The organism is Acinetobacter sp. WU_MDCI_Abxc222 (genome assembly GCF_025514755.1).
Lineage (GTDB): Bacteria > Pseudomonadota > Gammaproteobacteria > Pseudomonadales > Moraxellaceae > Acinetobacter > Acinetobacter geminorum.
In genome coordinates this window covers 1-16649 of record NZ_JAHPVG010000012.1, presented here as the reverse complement: position 1 = coordinate 16649, position 16649 = coordinate 1, and the positions used below count along the sequence as shown (strand labels likewise).

Below are 16649 nucleotides of genomic sequence, written 5' to 3'. Positions count from 1 at the left end.
CAGGACAGAAAATCAAGTGCATAAACACGACAGGGATCGTGTTCTTCTTGCTATAGAGTGATATTAAGTTCTTCGCTTTTTGATGTCATGTAGAGTCCTGTGCGCTCTATGTAAGGCTTTTTATGTTTGTGTAAGTTTCACGTAAAAAAAGGCGGATCTATGTATATAGACCCGCCTTTTTAATGATGAATAAGCTAAAACAAACCGATTATTCTGGTTTCCAGCCTTCAGCTTTTTCTACACTTTCATCATTGTTAAAGAACTTCTCACGTTGTTCTTCCAGAAACTTTTTAGCTTCTGGTTCAAACACGTTTAAACGCTTTTCATTAATTAGCGTAGTTTGGTGTTGTAACCATTCTTGCCATGCTTGCTTAGAAACATTTTCAAAAAAATCTTGGCCTTTAGCACCCGGGAAAGGAGCGAAGTCTAAACCTTCCATTTCCTTTTGATATTTACGGCAAAAAACTTGTCGACTCATGGTTTATCCTTAAGCGTATAACTGTTCTAAACGTGTATGGGCACGCGCAATTGCAGCTTCAACCTGTTTTGGTGAAGTTCCGCCAATATGATCACGTGCATTTACAGAAGCTTCTAGAGTTAAGGCTTTATCAAATACATCTGCTGTAATTAAGTCAGAGAATTGCTGTAACTGCTCAAGTGTGAGCTCAGATAAATCTTTTTCTTCCGCAACACCTAATGCTACTGCTTTACCTACAATTTCATGCGCATCACGGAACGCAACGCCTTTTTTTACTAAGTAGTCAGCAAGGTCAGTTGCAGTTGAGAATCCACGAAGAGCAGCTTCACGCATGATTTCAATATTTGGAACCAATGCAGGAATCATGTCTGCAAATGCCATGAGTGAACCACGAACCGTATCGATTGCATCAAATAAAGGTTCTTTATCTTCTTGGTTATCTTTATTGTATGCCAATGGTTGACCTTTCATGAGCGTAAGTAAGCTAATTAAGTCACCAAATACACGGCCAGATTTACCGCGAATAAGTTCTGGAACATCCGGATTTTTCTTCTGTGGCATGATTGAAGAACCGGTACAGAAGCGATCAGGAATATTCACAAATTTGAATTGTGCAGAAGTCCAAAGAATGAGCTCTTCTGACATACGTGATAAATGCATCATGATAAGTGCAGCAGCTGCATTAAATTCGATGGCAAAGTCACGGTCAGATACAGCATCAAGAGAGTTTTCAGATACAGCTTCAAACCCTAAAAGCTCTGCTGTATATGCGCGGTCAATTGGATAAGTTGTACCCGCAAGAGCAGCAGATCCAAGCGGCATACGGTTAACACGTTTACGGCAGTCTTGGAGACGTTCAGTGTCACGTACCAACATTTCAAACCACGCTAACAAGTGATGACCAAAAGTTACTGGTTGAGCGGTTTGTAGGTGTGTAAAGCCTGGCATAATCGTATTTACATTTTTGGCAGCCAAGCCTAACAAGCCTTTTTGTAAACGTTCTAATAATTTTAAAATATCATCAATTTCGTCGCGTAGGTAAAGACGAATATCAGTTGCAACCTGATCGTTACGGCTACGACCTGTATGTAATTTTTTGCCTGTAATGCCAATACGTTGAGTCAAACGTGATTCAATGTTCATGTGAACATCTTCAAGATCGATGCGCCACTCAAAGTTTCCAGCCTCAATTTCTGAGCGAATGGTGCTTAAACCTTCAATAATGTCATCGCGTTCTGCTTCTGTGAGTACGCCAACTTTCGCAAGCATGGTAGCATGCGCAATCGAACCAGCGATGTCTTGCTTATAAAAACGTTGGTCAAACTGAACAGAGGCGGTAAATTCGGCTACAAAAGCGTCCGTCGCTTCAGAAAAACGACCACCCCACATACCTGAGGTTTGGTCTGGGGTTACTGAATTAGGGGGATTTGAAGATGTGGTCATGGTGGCTCAGTAAAATAAAAAAGAGTATATCACTTGCCGAAGCTCAACAAACAAAGTTGTTTTCTACAGCATACCGAAATCAAAATTCCTCCTATTTTTTTACGAAAAGTGGGCGTTGGCAACACTTATTCGAATTAATTATCGCAAGTAATGTTTTGGCATTGGTTCTGGCATTGGCTGAAGCGCAGTCTTGGCAAGCCTTAAGCGGGGGAAGGCTTTTTCAATACATCGTTTTTATTAACTGGGTAATATTGTCCTTTTTTGCATTGGTTGAACGCTTTCAGGGTTTTTTTAGCAGCTTACGTCAAGAATTTGCTTTGGTCATTGGTTTTGTCATGCTGCAAAGTATTGTTGTTTTGACCACTTTAATGAGTAATTTTTTTCAGTTTGGTCTTTTACATAAACATGCGTCATTAACGCAGGGCTGGGGTGTTTATTTTACCAATGTACCTTTATATCTAAGCTATGGAATATTACTCGGGGCCTTCTGCTTACGTTATTTATATGTCAGGGAACAATGGTTGCATCAGCAATATGCCGAATTAAATGCACGTATTCAGGCCATGCAAGCACGAATTCACCCTCACTTCTTATTTAATAGTTTAAATAATGTGGTGAGTTTAATTGCGATAGATCCAGATAAAGCAGAAAGCATGCTAATTAGTTTGTCGCGTTTATTTCGAGCGAGCTTCCAAGAATTAAAATTGGTGAGTCTGCATGAAGAAATCGAGCTGAGTAAACAATATTTAATGATTGAGCAGGTTCGTTTAGGTGAGCGTTTAAAAGTTGATTGGAAGATCGAGCTTTCACCTGTGCAACTAAAACAGATCACTATTCCTTTATTGACATTACAACCTTTGTTAGAGAATAGTATTTTTCATGGGGTAGAACCAATGATGGGCAAAGCAACCATAGGGGTATTGGTTGAAATATTGCAAAATCAGGTCAGTATAGTCATTACCAACCCATATACAGACGATACAATAAATTCACGGAAAGGGCATGGAATCGCTCTTGAAAATGTTAAGCAACGCCTGAAAGCGTATTATGGGAACACCGTTAGATTTCAGGTTTATAAAGGTGAAGCTTTATATACCACTATTATGAGCTATCAATATCAAACAAAATAATAAGTCAGTCAGAGTTAACCATAAAAAAATGGACCAAGTTAACGGTGACAAGGAGGATGAATGAAGGTGCTAATTTGTGATGATGAACCACTTGCAGTGGAGCGTTTATCACGTTTAGTTTCAAAGATGGGACATGAGGTTGTATCAACGGCTCATCATGGACAGGAGGCCTTGGAACAGGCACGGCTTCATCAACCGGATGTAATCTTACTTGATATTCAAATGCCAGGTATGAATGGGCTTGTCTGTGCAGAACAGTTAAGTCAGCTCAATCCTCGACCTGCGATTGTATTTTGTACCGCCTACGATCAGCATGCATTGGAAGCTTTTAAAGCTCAGGCTCAAGCATATCTTCTTAAACCGATTGATGCAGTTGAACTTGAGCAAGCTTTAAGTCAGCTAACTCAACTTACTCAAGCACAGCTCAATGCATTACCGAATTCTGAGCTTTTACAAGATTTAAAGACACAGCGTCATCAAATTGCCGCAAAAACCTATCGTGGTGTTGAACTGATTCCTGTTGAAAATATCTATTACTTTTTAGCAGATCAGAAATATGTCACTGTGAGACATAAAAATGGCAGTGTATTAATAGATGAAACATTAAAAGAGCTTGAAACCGAATTCGCAGATCAGTTTATTCGTATTCATCGAAATGCGTTGGTTTCGGTTGCATATCTAGATGGATTGGAGCTAGTCAGTTCGGGGCAATATCAGGTTAGATTACGTGGTCTTGATGAAAGACTTTCAGTGAGCCGTCGGCATTTATCTACGCTTAGAGAGCGAATTCATCAGCTTTAAATTTAAAAGAGTTATCTGGGACTTGCGAGATTTTACTTGCAATTTTAAGGGATCAAGTTAAGTTTAGGGTGTATTGTTTGACCAGCCCATGCTTGAATTTATGAAAACCTTGAAAATTGCTACACGACAAAGCCCACTTGCTCTTTGGCAGGCAGAACATATTCGTGCCCGTTTAGAGGAGCTTCACCCTGATTTAACGGTGGAACTGGTTAAATTTGTCACGCAGGGCGATAAAATTTTAGATACGCCTTTAGCAAAAATTGGGGGCAAAGGGCTGTTTGTTAAAGAATTAGAAGCAGCACTTTTAGATGGGCGTGCAGACTTAGCTGTACATTCAATGAAAGATGTCCCAATGGCTTTGCCAGAGGGTTTAACTTTAGCAGTGATTTGTGAGCGTGAAGATCCGTTAGATGCTTTTGTTTCTAATCAGTTTGAAAAATTCGCTGATTTACCACAAGGTGCAAAAGTCGGTACATCAAGCTTGCGTCGAAAATCTCAGATTTTAAAACAACGTCCTGATTTGCAAATTATTGACTTGCGTGGAAATGTTGGCACACGTTTGGCGAAGCTAGATGAAGGTCAATACGATGCAATTATTCTGGCCAGTGCCGGTTTGAAGCGTTTAGGTTTGTCAGAACGTATCCGTCATTGTTTAACACCAGATCTTAGTTTGCCTGCTGTGGGACAAGGTGCATTGGGTTTAGAGTGCCGTGCAGCTGACCAAGATGTATTGGCTTTAATTCAACCTTTATTACACACAGAAACAGATGTTTGTGTGCGTGCTGAACGTGCATTTAATGCCTACCTTGAAGGTGGTTGCCAGGTCCCAATTGCAGGTTATGCCACACTACAAAATGGTCAAATCCATATCGAAGGTCGTGTTGGAAGCCCAGATGGCCAAACATTATTACGTGCTGAACTGACAGACGAAGCCAATAATGCTCAGCAATTGGGTGAGAACCTTGCTCGAAACTTACTTGATCAAGGTGCTGGCGAGCTATTAAAGGCCCTCTACTAAACCATGTTGTTTATTAATACTCGACCTGATTCGCGTGCAGCTGAATTAACAGAAGCTTTGCAAAATGAAGGTTATCAGGTTGAGTCTTTACCCCTTTTAGAGCTCGTTGCTAAGCCCTTTTCCGAACACTTACTCCAGCTTTATCAACAATTAATTAGGGCGCAAGCTATTGTGGTCGTCAGCCCAACCGCTGTTGAAGTGGGTGTGGAATATTTAGTAAAAAGCGGTTTAAAAATTAGCGATTTAAAACATATTCAGTGGATTGCGGTAGGGCAAGCAACAGCCAATTGTCTAAACGAATATGGAATACAAGCACATATCCCCGATGTTGAAACTTCTGAGGGGATGTTGAACCTACCTATTCTGCATAATATGCAACAGACGGGTAGCGTGGCTTTTTGGCGGGGAGAAGGTGGACGCCAATTTATGATGGAGACCTTGCAACAACAAGGAATTCAAATTTTAAATTTTGTTCTATATCATCGGCAGTGCCCAGAAGCTTCATATTCTACATTCAAACATCTGACACAGAATTCAAATTATAATTTAAATAAATGGCTCGTCTTAATTACCAGTGAAGCGAGCTGGAAGTATTGGTTAGAGCTTTGCTTAAAAAATAATGTACAACCTGATGGTGTATATCTGGTTTTGGGACCTCGTCTTTTTCAAATTGTTAAAGAGTATCGCGATCAGCAACAGGCTCATTTTCACATTATTCAACTTGAAAATTTATCGCCTTCGGGGATGATTCATCACATTCAGGCATTATAAGGATTCATATGAGAAAACTTGTTTCTATCATCATTTTGCTGGGCATAGCTTGGTTGGCTAAGCTCAGCTACGATATGTGGCAAATTTCTCGTACTGTTCCCGAGCTTAAACAAAGCCTGCTGCAATCCGAACAGCACTATGCCAATTTAAATGATCAATTGGTTGCTTTACAGCGACAGTTGCAGAATCAACCTGTGAATACAGGGAGTAAAACCAGTTCAGTCACTCAACCAGATGCACCGCCGACAGGTATTGCTCCTACAGTTCTAATTAAACAAAAGTTAGATTTAATTCAATTTGCAATTGATCAGCAGCAGTTGATTTATGCAGTTGATCAATTAAACCAGTTACAGCAATCGCTTGTGCACTATGAAATTGCTCCAGCATTGCAACATAGCTTGAATCAATCGCTCGAGCAGGATAAACAGGCAGTTCAACAGTTTACTTTGGCTCAAAATCAACGCCATCAACTAATCGATGATTTATTACAGAACATTGATAAGAATATTCAACAAGCCTTAGCCCAGCCTAAACTTGAAATGGATCAATCCGAGACTGTGTCTTGGTGGAAAAAGTGGTTCCGAATAGAAAAAGTAGAAACGCCGTCTATTAATTTAATGAGTCGAAGTGTCGTGCTTAAAGAAGTGCAATTAAGATTGTTAATTGCCGAACAAGCACTCAATCAAGGGAAAATGACTGAGTATCAAAATGAGTTGCAATCTGTGATGCAAAAGTTAGATGAAATGCCTGATACAACAAGTCAGCAGTTAAAAAAACGTATTGCTAAAGTGGCACATTTATCAGTCGTGCCAGTTCCTAAACTCTCTACACTTGGGCTAATTGGCTCATAAGGAGGATATATGAAGCACCTCCTGTGGGTTTATGTCGTCATCAGCTTAATACTCTTTGCAGCCTTAGCTTTATTTAGCTATGGCTATGGAATGGGATATGTCTATATTTACTGGCGACAATTGCAGCTGCAAACAAATGTCTGGGGATTAACTCTTACTTTTGTAGTGATGAGTTTTATTGCTCAACTCGTATGGCTGTGGATTAAACGTTATTCCTCTCGTGAACAAAGAAAAAGTGAAAACATCTTCCAGTTTAAAAACCTTCATCCTTATGAACAATTAGGTATTGTTTGGTTATTAGAAGCCGCCGAAGATCAACGTGTATTTATTGAACGTGTTTTTACTCAATCAGGGCTTTTAAAAAATATTATTGATGCCAGGTTTCTGGTTTTAAGTGGGGATTATCCAAAAGCATTGGCTGCTCTCGATCAATCACCACCTATGGCATTTGAATTGGCAGAGTTACAGCGAATTGAAATATTTTTGGCCGAAAATGAAGCCGACCGTGCATTAACTCATCTTGAATTTTTATACCAGCATCAGTTATCGCCTTGGTTACAAGAAATAGAAACTGCTTACCAGCAAAAATTAACTGCGTTATGGGGGCAATTAGCGCTGCAACATCCATGGGTGTATTTATGTTCCATGAAATATGGTTTGCTAGATGCTGAGCACCGTGATTTGTGGTTGCAACAACTTCTTCAGCAATTTGACCAAGCCTCTATTGATGACTTACATGCCTTGCAGCAACGTTATTTGGATTTAGAGTCTGAGATTCAAACTCGACCTTATAGCAGTAAGTTGTTATGGCTAAAACTGTTAGCACGCATGCCAGATATGAGCATGCAACATGCGGCGCTAACACTCCACTTATTAAAAGAGCAATTTGACCCAGAAGTATTTTATCTATGGTTTCAGCAACAATTGCTTAAACAAGTTCCAGACTATGCCGATGTTGAAGAAAAAATTATTGAGTTCGAAAATCAATATATGAGTTTACCAGTTTTAACCTTTGCAAAATGGCATGTCTATATGGCAACTGGGCGTCAAGCAGAAGCTGAAACATTATTATCATTATATCCAGATAATATTTTAATGAGCTATTTGCGTATTAAGTCAACGCTTAAAGAAGATGATGTGTTAATCAAACAGTTAAATCTAATCTTTGAAAATGATGCAAATTTTTTAAAGTTTAAAATATGAGGTAAAAATGAAAGAACTGTCTGTCTACCCGATAATATATGAACAGAAAGTAGCGTGGGGAGATATGGACGCTTTTGGTCATGTCAATAATGTACAATATTATCGATATATTGAAAGCTCACGTATTTTATATATGGAAGCAATCAATATATTAACCCCACATTTATATACCGTGGTAGCTTCAAGTCAGTGTAAATATTTAAAGCCTGTTTTTTATCCCGATTTATTGAAAATTGGTGTTCGCGTGGAAGAGCTCCGTAATAGCGCATTCCGTATGGCTTATATATTGTGGAGTGAAACCCAACAACAAATAGTCGCTACTGGTGAAGCTGTTATGGTATGCGTTGATAAATTAACAGAACGAAAATGCGAAATACCGCAGGAAATAAAACAAAAAATTATTGAGCTAGAAAAATCAGTTGGGCATGACTTAATACATTTATCTTAAATAAATATTAATAAAATATATTTCATTTATAATTGGTAATGTAATTAAAAGGTAATTTTTTTGGTTATTCTGATGAACACGGCTTTCAAACTATTGCTTATTGAATAGATTATAAATAATATTGGTCTTGATTTTATGTTTTTAAATTTTGTCTGTATTATTTTGAATTGTCTGTAAGACTGGAGTATTTATTAATGAAACCGGATATCAGTGAATTATCTGTTGAAGAGTTAAAACGCTTACAAGAAGAAGCAGAAGCTTTAATTGCAAGTAAAAAAGATCAAGCAATCGAAGATGCTTATAATCAAATTATCGAGATTGCTGAAAATGTAGGTTTTAGTGTTGAACAACTTCTTGAGTTCGGTGCTCAAAAACGTAAGAAAACAACTCGTAAATCTGTTGAGCCTCGTTACCGCAACAAAAACAATGCTGAAGAGACTTGGACTGGTCGTGGTAAACAACCACGCTGGTTAGTTGCTGAAATTGAAAAAGGCGCAAAACTTGAAGATTTCTTAATCTAATCAAATTGCCGTTTTTAAAAGCCAAGCAAATTTGCTTGGCTTTTTTATTGATAAAAATATCTCAAAATTTTGCTATAAATATTATTTAAAAAATTGAGTGTTTAAATTGCTCTTTACATGAATTGTTGAGATCAAATGTGCATTTACTTCATTGAGCGCCAAGTTTTCATGATTTTGTCATACGTTCAACTTATAGTCTCAATACCGAAGCCAAGCCCGATTGCTTGGTTTTTTTATATGAAGTGAATTGGCGATGTTGAAAAAGTATGCATAATGTCAGACTAGGGAGCTACTCTCAAAATAAGGACGATAATTTGCATGTTGGTAAGGCTGAATGAAGAAAAAGTCTAAGCAATGGAAGTGGTGGTTTTTTGCCCTCATTGCATTTTTAATTTTTATTATTTTACAGATCCCGGCGACTTGGCTTATTTCTAAATTTTCAAAGAATAATCAAACTCTACACAATGTAAGTGGAAATATCTGGCAAGGCCAAGCAGATTGGCGGCGTGGTACTTTGAGAGGTTCGATTCATTGGAAAACTAGACCTCTTGACCTGTTTTTATTAAGGTTCGCTGCTGATGTAGATATCCATAGTGGTAATACCCAATTAGCTGGGGTAATGGGCTATGGTGTGGGGAAAAAAGTAATTGTAAAGGCTATGAATGGTCAAATTGCGCCTGAAACATTAAAACAAATTGTGAATTGGCAATGGCCTACGAACAGCATTCAACTGAAAGATATTGAGTTTAATTATAAGAAAGAGCAGGGTTTCGCCGCAGTTGATGGTCAATTACATTGGGGTGGCGGTGCTTTAATTTATAATATTGGTGATCGTCAAGACCGTATGAATATGCCTTCTTTAAATGGCCAATTAACGGATCAAAATGGTCAATTACAAGTTGATATACGTGATCAACGCAGTCAAAAAATGGCGAATCTCTTATTAGATGCCAACATGATGCTTGATGTGCAGCTCACCCAAAGATTATTACTTAATATTCCATCTTATGATGGAAAAGCTGGTTTAGATACGTTTGTCATTAGTTCTCGTCAACCCTTAATACAAGGGGGTAACTAATGAAAGTATGGATTGAGAAATTACAGCAATTACAGTGGCAAAAATTAGATCGGTTAAGTGTAGTTGTATTTGCCTTTTTAATTTTATGGTTGTGTTGGAAATTAGCTTCATTATTTTGGTGGGTAATTGCGCCTCCTCAAATGATGCAATTTGATCGGGTCGAGTTAGGATCACAGCAGCCACAAATTCCTAACATTAGTACTTTTTCACTTTTTAATGAACCTTCAGCCAATGCAGCACAGGAAAATGTCAACCTAGAATTACAAGGTGTAATGCTGGGTTATCCGAATCGTTTTTCCTCGGCTGTGATTAAGCTAGATAATACTGCCGACCGATATCGGGTAGGAGAAACAATAGGTTCTACCTCTTATCAGTTGGCAGAAGTTTATTGGGATCACGTGATATTACGTCAAGGTAATGGAAGTACTCGTGAACTCCAATTTAAAGGTTTGCCAAACGGTTTATATCAACCTATGACGCCAGATGCATCACAACCAACTGCTACTGCACCTCAGTCGTCAGCACCTGTTAATACTGCTCAAGAGGCGTTAGGGCAAGCTATTCAGCAAATGCAAGGCAACCGTGAACAATATCTGCGTGACATGGGTGTTAGTGGGAACTCCAGTGAGGGTTTTGAAGTTACAGAACGTACACCCACTGCGCTTCGAAATAAGTTAGGTTTAAGGCCGGGCGATCGGATTGTTTCATTAAACGGTCAAACGGTTGGGCAGGGACAAACGGATGTGCAGTTACTTGAACAGGCTCGACGAGCTGGGCAAGTGAAAATAGAAATAAAACGTGGTGATCAAGTGATGACCATACAACAAAATTTTTAGTGATAACACGTCACCATAAGAGTTAGGAATTATCGCAAGTTATGGCTTTATTGAATCATCAACGTCCACTTTGGGCATTACTTGCAGCAGCCCCATTGATTGCGACAGTGAGCAGCAGTGTCTATGCCCAAACATGGAAGATCAATTTACGTGATGCTGACTTAACTGCATTTATTAATGAAGTGGCAGATATTACGGGTAAAAACTTTGCAGTAGATCCACGAGTACGTGGTAACGTCACAGTTATATCGAATAAGCCTCTGAATAAGAATGAAGTTTACGACCTGTTTCTTGGGGTCTTAAACGTAAATGGAGTGGTGGCAATTCCTTCGGGTAACACCATTAAGCTGGTTCCAGATAGCAATGTTAAAAATTCGGGAATTCCTTACGACTCGCGAAATAAATTGCGTGGTGATCAGATTGTTACCCGCGTCATTTGGCTTGAAAATACCAATCCTAATGATTTAATTCCAGCACTTCGTCCTTTAATGCCACAATTTGCGCATATGGCTGCGATTGCAGGGACTAATGCGCTGATTGTTTCGGACCGTGCAGCAAATATTTACCAACTTGAAAATATTATTCGTAATCTAGATGGTACTGGCCAGAATGATATTGAGGCAATAGGCCTCCAATCGAGCCAAGCGGAAGAAATCATTACTCAACTTGAGGCGATGAGTGCTACGGGAGCATCTAAAGATTTTAACGGTGCACGTATCCGTATTATTGCAGACAACCGAACCAATCGTATTTTAGTTAAGGGCGATCCTGAAACGCGTAAGCGTATTCGCCATATGATTGAAATGCTGGATGTGCCTTCGGCCGACCGTTTAGGTGGTTTAAAAGTTTTTCGATTGAAATATGCAAGTGCAAAAAATTTATCAGAGATTTTGCAAGGCCTTGTAACAGGACAAGCTGTTTCTTCGTCAAATAGTAATAACAGTTCTTCTAATTCATCGAATCCGATCAATAATTTGATGGGTAATAACCAGAATTCTAGTTCAAATACCTCTGGTTCAAATGGTAGCTCAATTTCTACACCATCTATTAATTTAAACGGTAATTCGAACAATAATAATCAGAACAATATCTCTAGCTTTAGCCAAAATGGGGTGAGTATTATTGCGGATAATGCCCAAAACTCTTTAGTGGTTAAGGCAGATCCTCAATTAATGCGCGAAATTGAATCTGCTATTCAGCAGCTTGATGTTCGTCGTCAGCAAGTTCTGATTGAAGCTGCAATTATCGAAGTGTCAGGAGATGATGCGGATCAACTTGGCATTCAATGGGCGCTTGGTGATTTATCTAGTGGGATTGGTTTACTTAGCTTTAGTAATGTAGGTGCTAGTTTATCTTCTATTGCTGCTGGTTATTTATCGGGTGGTTCCGCTGGGGCTGCAGCCGCTATCGCTGGAGGTGCTAATAAAGGTAATGGGGCAACTTTGGCTCTGGGTAATTTTGAGAATTCCCGTAAGGCTTATGGTGCATTAATTCAAGCGCTTAAAACTAATACCAAATCAAATTTGCTTTCGACACCATCCATTGTGACGATGGATAATGAAGAGGCTTATATTGTTGTCGGTCAGAACGTTCCCTTTGTAACAGGATCGGTCACTACAAACAGTACGGGTATCAACCCATACACCACGGTTGAGCGTAAAGATGTCGGTGTGACATTAAAAGTCGTTCCACATATCGGTGAGGGTGGTACAGTTCGTCTGGAAGTAGAGCAAGAAGTCTCTGCTGTTCAAGACAGTCGTGGACAAGCAGCTGACTTAGTAACAAGTAAACGTGCCATTAAAACTGCTGTTTTGGCTGAACATGGGCAGACAGTAGTGCTTGGTGGTTTGGTGTCGGATGACACGTCACTTTCAAGACAAGGTATACCTGGGTTAAGTAGTATTCCCTATGTTGGGCGTTTGTTCCGCTCAGATAATAGAAGCAATGTAAAACGTAACCTTCTTGTTTTTATCCACCCAACAATTGTGGGTGATGCAAATGATGTGCGCCGTTTGTCTCAGCAGCGCTATAGCCAGCTTTATAGCTTGCAATTGGCTATGGATAAAAATGGCAACTTTGCAAAACTGCCTGAGCAAGTTGATGATGTCTACAATCAAAAGATGACACCACCGAGTATTGCCTCTCAGCCAAAAAACTATCAACAGGTTCCATCAGGTGGAAAAACCTCGACGGTAACTACACCTGTAGCGGTGGAGCCGGCAGTGCAAAAGCAAACCTTACAGTTACCTGATCCTGAAGTTAATCGTACTAAAAATACAGTAACAACAACGACACTGCGCCCAAGCACAGCACAGTAGTAGCATGTTATGATTGATAAAAAATGAATAGGACATACGCATGACTTGGAAACTACAAGCAATTACTGGTGAAATTACTGGCCAAGAAATTAATGTTGATCGTGATATGTTAGTAGGGCGTCATCAAGATGCTGATGTGTTGTTACAAGCTGCTGAAATTTCACGTCGCCATGCTGCATTGCTTCTAAAAGATCAAGCGCTATGGGTGCAAGACCTTAATTCTTCTAATGGCACATTTGTAAACGATATTCGTATTGAGCAAGACAAGCAGCTACATGATGGTGATATTGTTCAGTTTGCTAGTTTTAAATTTTCTGTATTGGCTCCTGCGCAGAAAATCACGGAATTACCTAAAATTGAAGCCGAACCTGTAAATACAACATCCTCTCCAGATTTAAGCGATCAAGGAATGCCGAGTCTTGCGGAGCGTGCCGCAGAAGTAGAAGTTCGTCGCGATGGTATGCCGCAGAATATTTCTATTCCAAAACCTGCACCTATTCCAGAGGGTGTGGATATTAATGCACAACAGCAAACACCTATCGCTTTTGATGAACCGGTTTCTCGTGTTGCTGAAGAAAGAGAGCAACAGAAGAATGCCTCAGTTGGTTTAATCACTATTATTATTTTAGTAATTTTAGCGGTATTGGCATGGTTATTCTTTAAATAATCCTTTGCTGCTTTTACAATCAAGGCATGCTAAACGCATGCCTTTTTAATTTTGAGTAGAAAAAAGATGTCTGTTGCACAACTAAGTAAGCGCGATTTAATTTTATTTGATCTAGATGGAACGTTGGTTGATTCTGCTGCTGATTTGTATCGGTCTATGAATTTAAGTTTAGAGGCGCTAAGTTGGCCATTGGTAACAGAAGTCCAAATACGAGAATGGGTGGGTAAGGGAGCTTCAAAACTCTGTGAAAGTGTTCTACTCCATATTTTTGGAAAATTAGATCCTGAACAACATAAAGTCTTATTAGAAAAATTTATTGATATATATAGTGTAGAACTCTGTGTAAATACTCAAATTTATCCTGGTGTAACCGAGTTTTTAAAACATTGTAAAACTTTGAACATACAAATGGCATGCGTTACCAATAAGCCTGTACAACTTGCCCAAGGTTTGCTTGATGCTTTACAGCTTTCTTCATATTTTCAAGTCGTACTTGGTGGGGATAGCTTACCTGAGAGAAAGCCTCATCCATTGCCATTATTGCATTGCATGCAAAGCCTAAAAATATCTGCTTCACAATCATTAATGATTGGCGATTCAAGTAATGATATTGAGGCTGCGCGTCGTGCTGGAATTGATTGTATTGTGGTTAGCTATGGCTATAATCATGGAGAAAATATCTATGATTGCCAACCTCAGCAAGTTGTTGATAGTCTTGCTGAGTTAATTATCTAATGAATGAAATGGAGATCAGAATGAATAAGCGTATGGTTTTTCGATGGCGTGTCTAAACCGAATCTAGAAAAACACACTTTTAAATCGAAACCATATTAGAGAAAATTCATGACAACATTAGCGCAATTCGAGCAACTTAAGGCTGCTGGTTACAACACAATTCCAGTCTATCGCCAACGCTTAGCAGACACAGAAACACCTTTATCTGTTTTCGCTCGTTTTAAAGACCACACGCAAGCTTATTTATTTGAGTCAGTCGAAGGTGGCGAAAATTGGGCACGCTACTCTATGATTGGTTTAGGAGAGTCGACGGTTTTCTCATGTAATGCAGGTGTTCTGTCTATACAACATGCTGATGGCTCAATTACACAACAAGATTGCCAAGATCCATTTCAATATATTCGGGAATTTCAGAAGCAATTTAAAGTGCCATCTGCTGAGCTTTTGCCAAACTTACCGAGTTTTACGGGCGGATTAGTGGGTTATTTGGGCTATGATGCTGTTCGTTACATAGAACCACGTTTAAAGAATGTTCCTACAGCTGACCCAATTACATTGCCGGATTTGTGGTTGATGCTCTCAAAGACAGTCATTGTATTTGATAACCTTAAAGATACTTTATTTTTAATTGTTCATGCGGATACAGAGCAGAGTAATGCTTATGAAGACGCTCAGCAAAAATTAGATCAATTAGAGCAATTGTTAGCTACACCAGTAAGTCTGCAAGCTAAGCCACATACACCTCCACATTTTGAATCAATTACTGGTAAAGCAAAATTCTTAGAAACAGTCGAAAAAGTTAAAGAATATATACGTGCTGGTGATGTGATGCAGGTTGTTCCGGGGCAGCGTATGGTTTCTGATTTCGATGGAGAGGCTTTACAAGTTTATCGTGCTTTACGTCATTTGAACCCATCACCTTATTTATTTCTGGTACAAGGGCAAACGATTACAGATAAAAAGCCATTCCATATTGTAGGGTCATCGCCAGAAATTCTTTCTCGTTTAGAAAATGGTATTGCGACAGTGCGTCCTCTTGCAGGTACCAGACCACGTGGAAAAACTAAAGAAGAAGATCTTGCTTTAGAAAAAGATTTGCTTTCTGATGAAAAAGAAATCGCTGAGCATTTAATGCTGATTGACCTTGGTCGAAATGACGTTGGGCGAGTTTCTAAAATTGGCAAGGTGCAAGTGACAGATCAAATGGTGATTGAGCGCTATTCACATGTCATGCACATTGTCTCAAATGTACAAGGCGAAGTTCGTGATGATATCGATGCGCTAGATGTATTTAAAGCAACTTTCCCAGCCGGTACTTTATCGGGTGCACCAAAAATTCGTGCAATGGAAATTATTGATGAAGTCGAGCCTGTGAAAAGAGGTGTGTTTGGCGGGGCAGTAGGATATTTGGGATGGCACGGCGAAATGGATATGTCGATTGCAATCCGTACTTGTGTTATTCGAGATAAAAAGGTCTATGTACAGGCTGGAGCAGGGCTAGTTGCAGACTCAAATCCTGAATCTGAATGGAATGAAACGCAAATAAAAGCTCGCGCAGTGATCAAAGCGGTTGAATTATCATCAAACGGATTGATTTTATGAGTTTTTAGCGGTTTTTTTTAAAAAACCGCTTGCATCGTTTGGAAGTTTTGCTAAACTGCACACCGTTCCGATACGAAACGTACGAAACACTAAGAAGAGCCGGCATAGCTCAGTTGGTAGAGCAACTGACTTGTAATCAGTAGGTCCACAGTTCGAATCCGTGTGCCGGCACCATCTTAAAGGTGTGTAGTTGTGAAGTAAAGAACAACACTGAAATAAGTGTGATATGGTGAGATTCCCGAGCGGTCAAAGGGGGCGGACTGTAACTCCGCTACGAAAGTTTCGAAGGTTCGAATCCTTCTCTCACCACCATTAACTTCGATTGAAGTGGTATATATACCAACACAGTGCGGGAGTAGCTCAGTTGGTAGAGCGGCAGCCTTCCAAGCTGCATGTCGCGAGTTCGATCCTCGTCTCCCGCTCCATCGAAGGATAATCGCTCTTATAGCTCAGTGGTAGAGCACTCCCTTGGTAAGGGAGAGGTCTCGAGTTCAAATCTCGATAAGAGCTCCAGATACAGTTTAGTAGATTTTCTACAAAGATTTAAAAAGCAGGCTTATTAGTCTGCTTTTCAAGTATTGGGTGTTTGATTTTTTAGGCGATATGTCGATGCTGAGTTTTTGCTCAGAATTGTGTTCGACGTAAACGAGGACTATAAACATGGCTAAGGCTAAGTTTGAACGTAATAAGCCACACGTAAACGTGGGCACAATCGGTCACGTTGACCATGGTAAAACAACTTTAACTGC

Annotated in this window: 17 protein-coding genes and 4 tRNA genes; 19 read left to right on the top strand and 2 right to left on the bottom strand. The window is 39.5% G+C overall.

The window, feature by feature from the left end; genetic code table 11:
• Window positions 1-208: 208 nt before the first annotated feature.
• The gene (locus KTJ10_RS15375; protein WP_000089995.1) at window positions 209-478 is read right to left on the bottom strand and encodes an oxidative damage protection protein; all 270 of its coding nucleotides are present in this window, start codon (window positions 476-478) and stop codon (window positions 209-211) included.
• Between the two features lie 9 nt (window positions 479-487).
• Window positions 488-1921 carry an argininosuccinate lyase gene (argH, locus tag KTJ10_RS15370; protein ID WP_002121138.1) on the bottom strand — a complete coding sequence of 478 codons (1434 nt, stop codon included), beginning with the start codon at window positions 1919-1921 and terminating at the stop codon, window positions 488-490.
• Here argH and KTJ10_RS15365 point away from each other — a divergent pair.
• The 19 genes from KTJ10_RS15365 to KTJ10_RS15275 form a co-directional block, all read left to right on the top strand.
• Window positions 1912-3051 carry a sensor histidine kinase gene (locus KTJ10_RS15365; protein ID WP_213688976.1) on the top strand — a complete coding sequence of 380 codons (1140 nt, stop codon included), beginning with the start codon at window positions 1912-1914 and terminating at the stop codon, window positions 3049-3051. The genes argH and KTJ10_RS15365 overlap by 10 nt on opposite strands.
• A 60-nt stretch (window positions 3052-3111) precedes the next feature.
• Entirely contained in the window at window positions 3112-3852 is a 741-nt protein-coding gene (locus KTJ10_RS15360) for a LytR/AlgR family response regulator transcription factor (protein WP_032006829.1), read from the top strand.
• A 100-nt stretch (window positions 3853-3952) separates the two neighbouring features.
• Entirely contained in the window at window positions 3953-4870 is a 918-nt protein-coding gene (gene hemC, locus KTJ10_RS15355) for a hydroxymethylbilane synthase (RefSeq protein WP_262442375.1), read from the top strand.
• 3 nt (window positions 4871-4873) lie between these two features.
• A complete protein-coding gene (locus KTJ10_RS15350; RefSeq protein ID WP_057070665.1) occupies window positions 4874-5641 on the top strand; it encodes a uroporphyrinogen-III synthase in 768 nt (255 codons plus the stop codon).
• 8 nt (window positions 5642-5649) lie between these two features.
• Window positions 5650-6492: a hypothetical protein gene (locus tag KTJ10_RS15345; protein ID WP_057070666.1), complete on the top strand. Its 843-nt coding sequence runs from the start codon at window positions 5650-5652 to the stop codon at window positions 6490-6492.
• A 9-nt stretch (window positions 6493-6501) separates the two neighbouring features.
• Window positions 6502-7695, top strand: coding sequence for a heme biosynthesis protein HemY (locus KTJ10_RS15340; RefSeq protein ID WP_262442374.1), 1194 nt, complete (start codon window positions 6502-6504; stop codon window positions 7693-7695).
• A gap of 7 nt (window positions 7696-7702) precedes the next feature.
• The gene (locus KTJ10_RS15335) at window positions 7703-8143 is read left to right on the top strand and encodes an acyl-CoA thioesterase (RefSeq protein ID WP_199993249.1); all 441 of its coding nucleotides are present in this window, start codon (window positions 7703-7705) and stop codon (window positions 8141-8143) included.
• A 194-nt stretch (window positions 8144-8337) separates the two neighbouring features.
• Entirely contained in the window at window positions 8338-8664 is a 327-nt protein-coding gene (locus KTJ10_RS15330) for an H-NS family nucleoid-associated regulatory protein (RefSeq protein ID WP_000801427.1), read from the top strand.
• Window positions 8665-8998: 334 nt separating this feature from the next.
• Entirely contained in the window at window positions 8999-9742 is a 744-nt protein-coding gene (gene gspN / locus KTJ10_RS15325) for a type II secretion system protein N (protein WP_032005861.1), read from the top strand.
• On the top strand, window positions 9742-10578 hold the full coding sequence (locus tag KTJ10_RS15320) for a type II secretion system protein N (RefSeq protein ID WP_057076022.1): 837 nt from the start codon (window positions 9742-9744) through the stop codon (window positions 10576-10578). Before gspN ends, KTJ10_RS15320 begins: the two co-directional genes overlap by 1 nt.
• A gap of 41 nt (window positions 10579-10619) precedes the next feature.
• Entirely contained in the window at window positions 10620-12896 is a 2277-nt protein-coding gene (gene gspD / locus KTJ10_RS15315; protein WP_262442373.1) for a type II secretion system secretin GspD, read from the top strand.
• A gap of 40 nt (window positions 12897-12936) precedes the next feature.
• Window positions 12937-13563 (top strand): FHA domain-containing protein, encoded by a 627-nt coding sequence (locus KTJ10_RS15310; protein ID WP_262442372.1) that lies wholly within the window; start codon window positions 12937-12939, stop codon window positions 13561-13563.
• 66 nt (window positions 13564-13629) lie between these two features.
• Window positions 13630-14298: a phosphoglycolate phosphatase gene (locus tag KTJ10_RS15305; protein WP_262442371.1), complete on the top strand. Its 669-nt coding sequence runs from the start codon at window positions 13630-13632 to the stop codon at window positions 14296-14298.
• A gap of 108 nt (window positions 14299-14406) precedes the next feature.
• Window positions 14407-15900, top strand: coding sequence for an anthranilate synthase component I (gene trpE / locus KTJ10_RS15300; RefSeq protein ID WP_032005869.1), 1494 nt, complete (start codon window positions 14407-14409; stop codon window positions 15898-15900).
• A gap of 98 nt (window positions 15901-15998) precedes the next feature.
• Window positions 15999-16074 (top strand) — tRNA-Thr (locus tag KTJ10_RS15295).
• Window positions 16075-16128: 54 nt separating this feature from the next.
• A tRNA-Tyr gene (locus KTJ10_RS15290) sits at window positions 16129-16212 on the top strand.
• Between the two features lie 37 nt (window positions 16213-16249).
• A tRNA-Gly gene (locus KTJ10_RS15285) sits at window positions 16250-16325 on the top strand.
• Window positions 16326-16338: 13 nt separating this feature from the next.
• Window positions 16339-16413: transfer RNA gene (locus KTJ10_RS15280), tRNA-Thr, on the top strand.
• 147 nt (window positions 16414-16560) lie between these two features.
• The coding region (locus KTJ10_RS15275) for a GTP-binding protein (protein WP_072292276.1) at window positions 16561-16649 on the top strand (89 nt) is incomplete at its 3' end.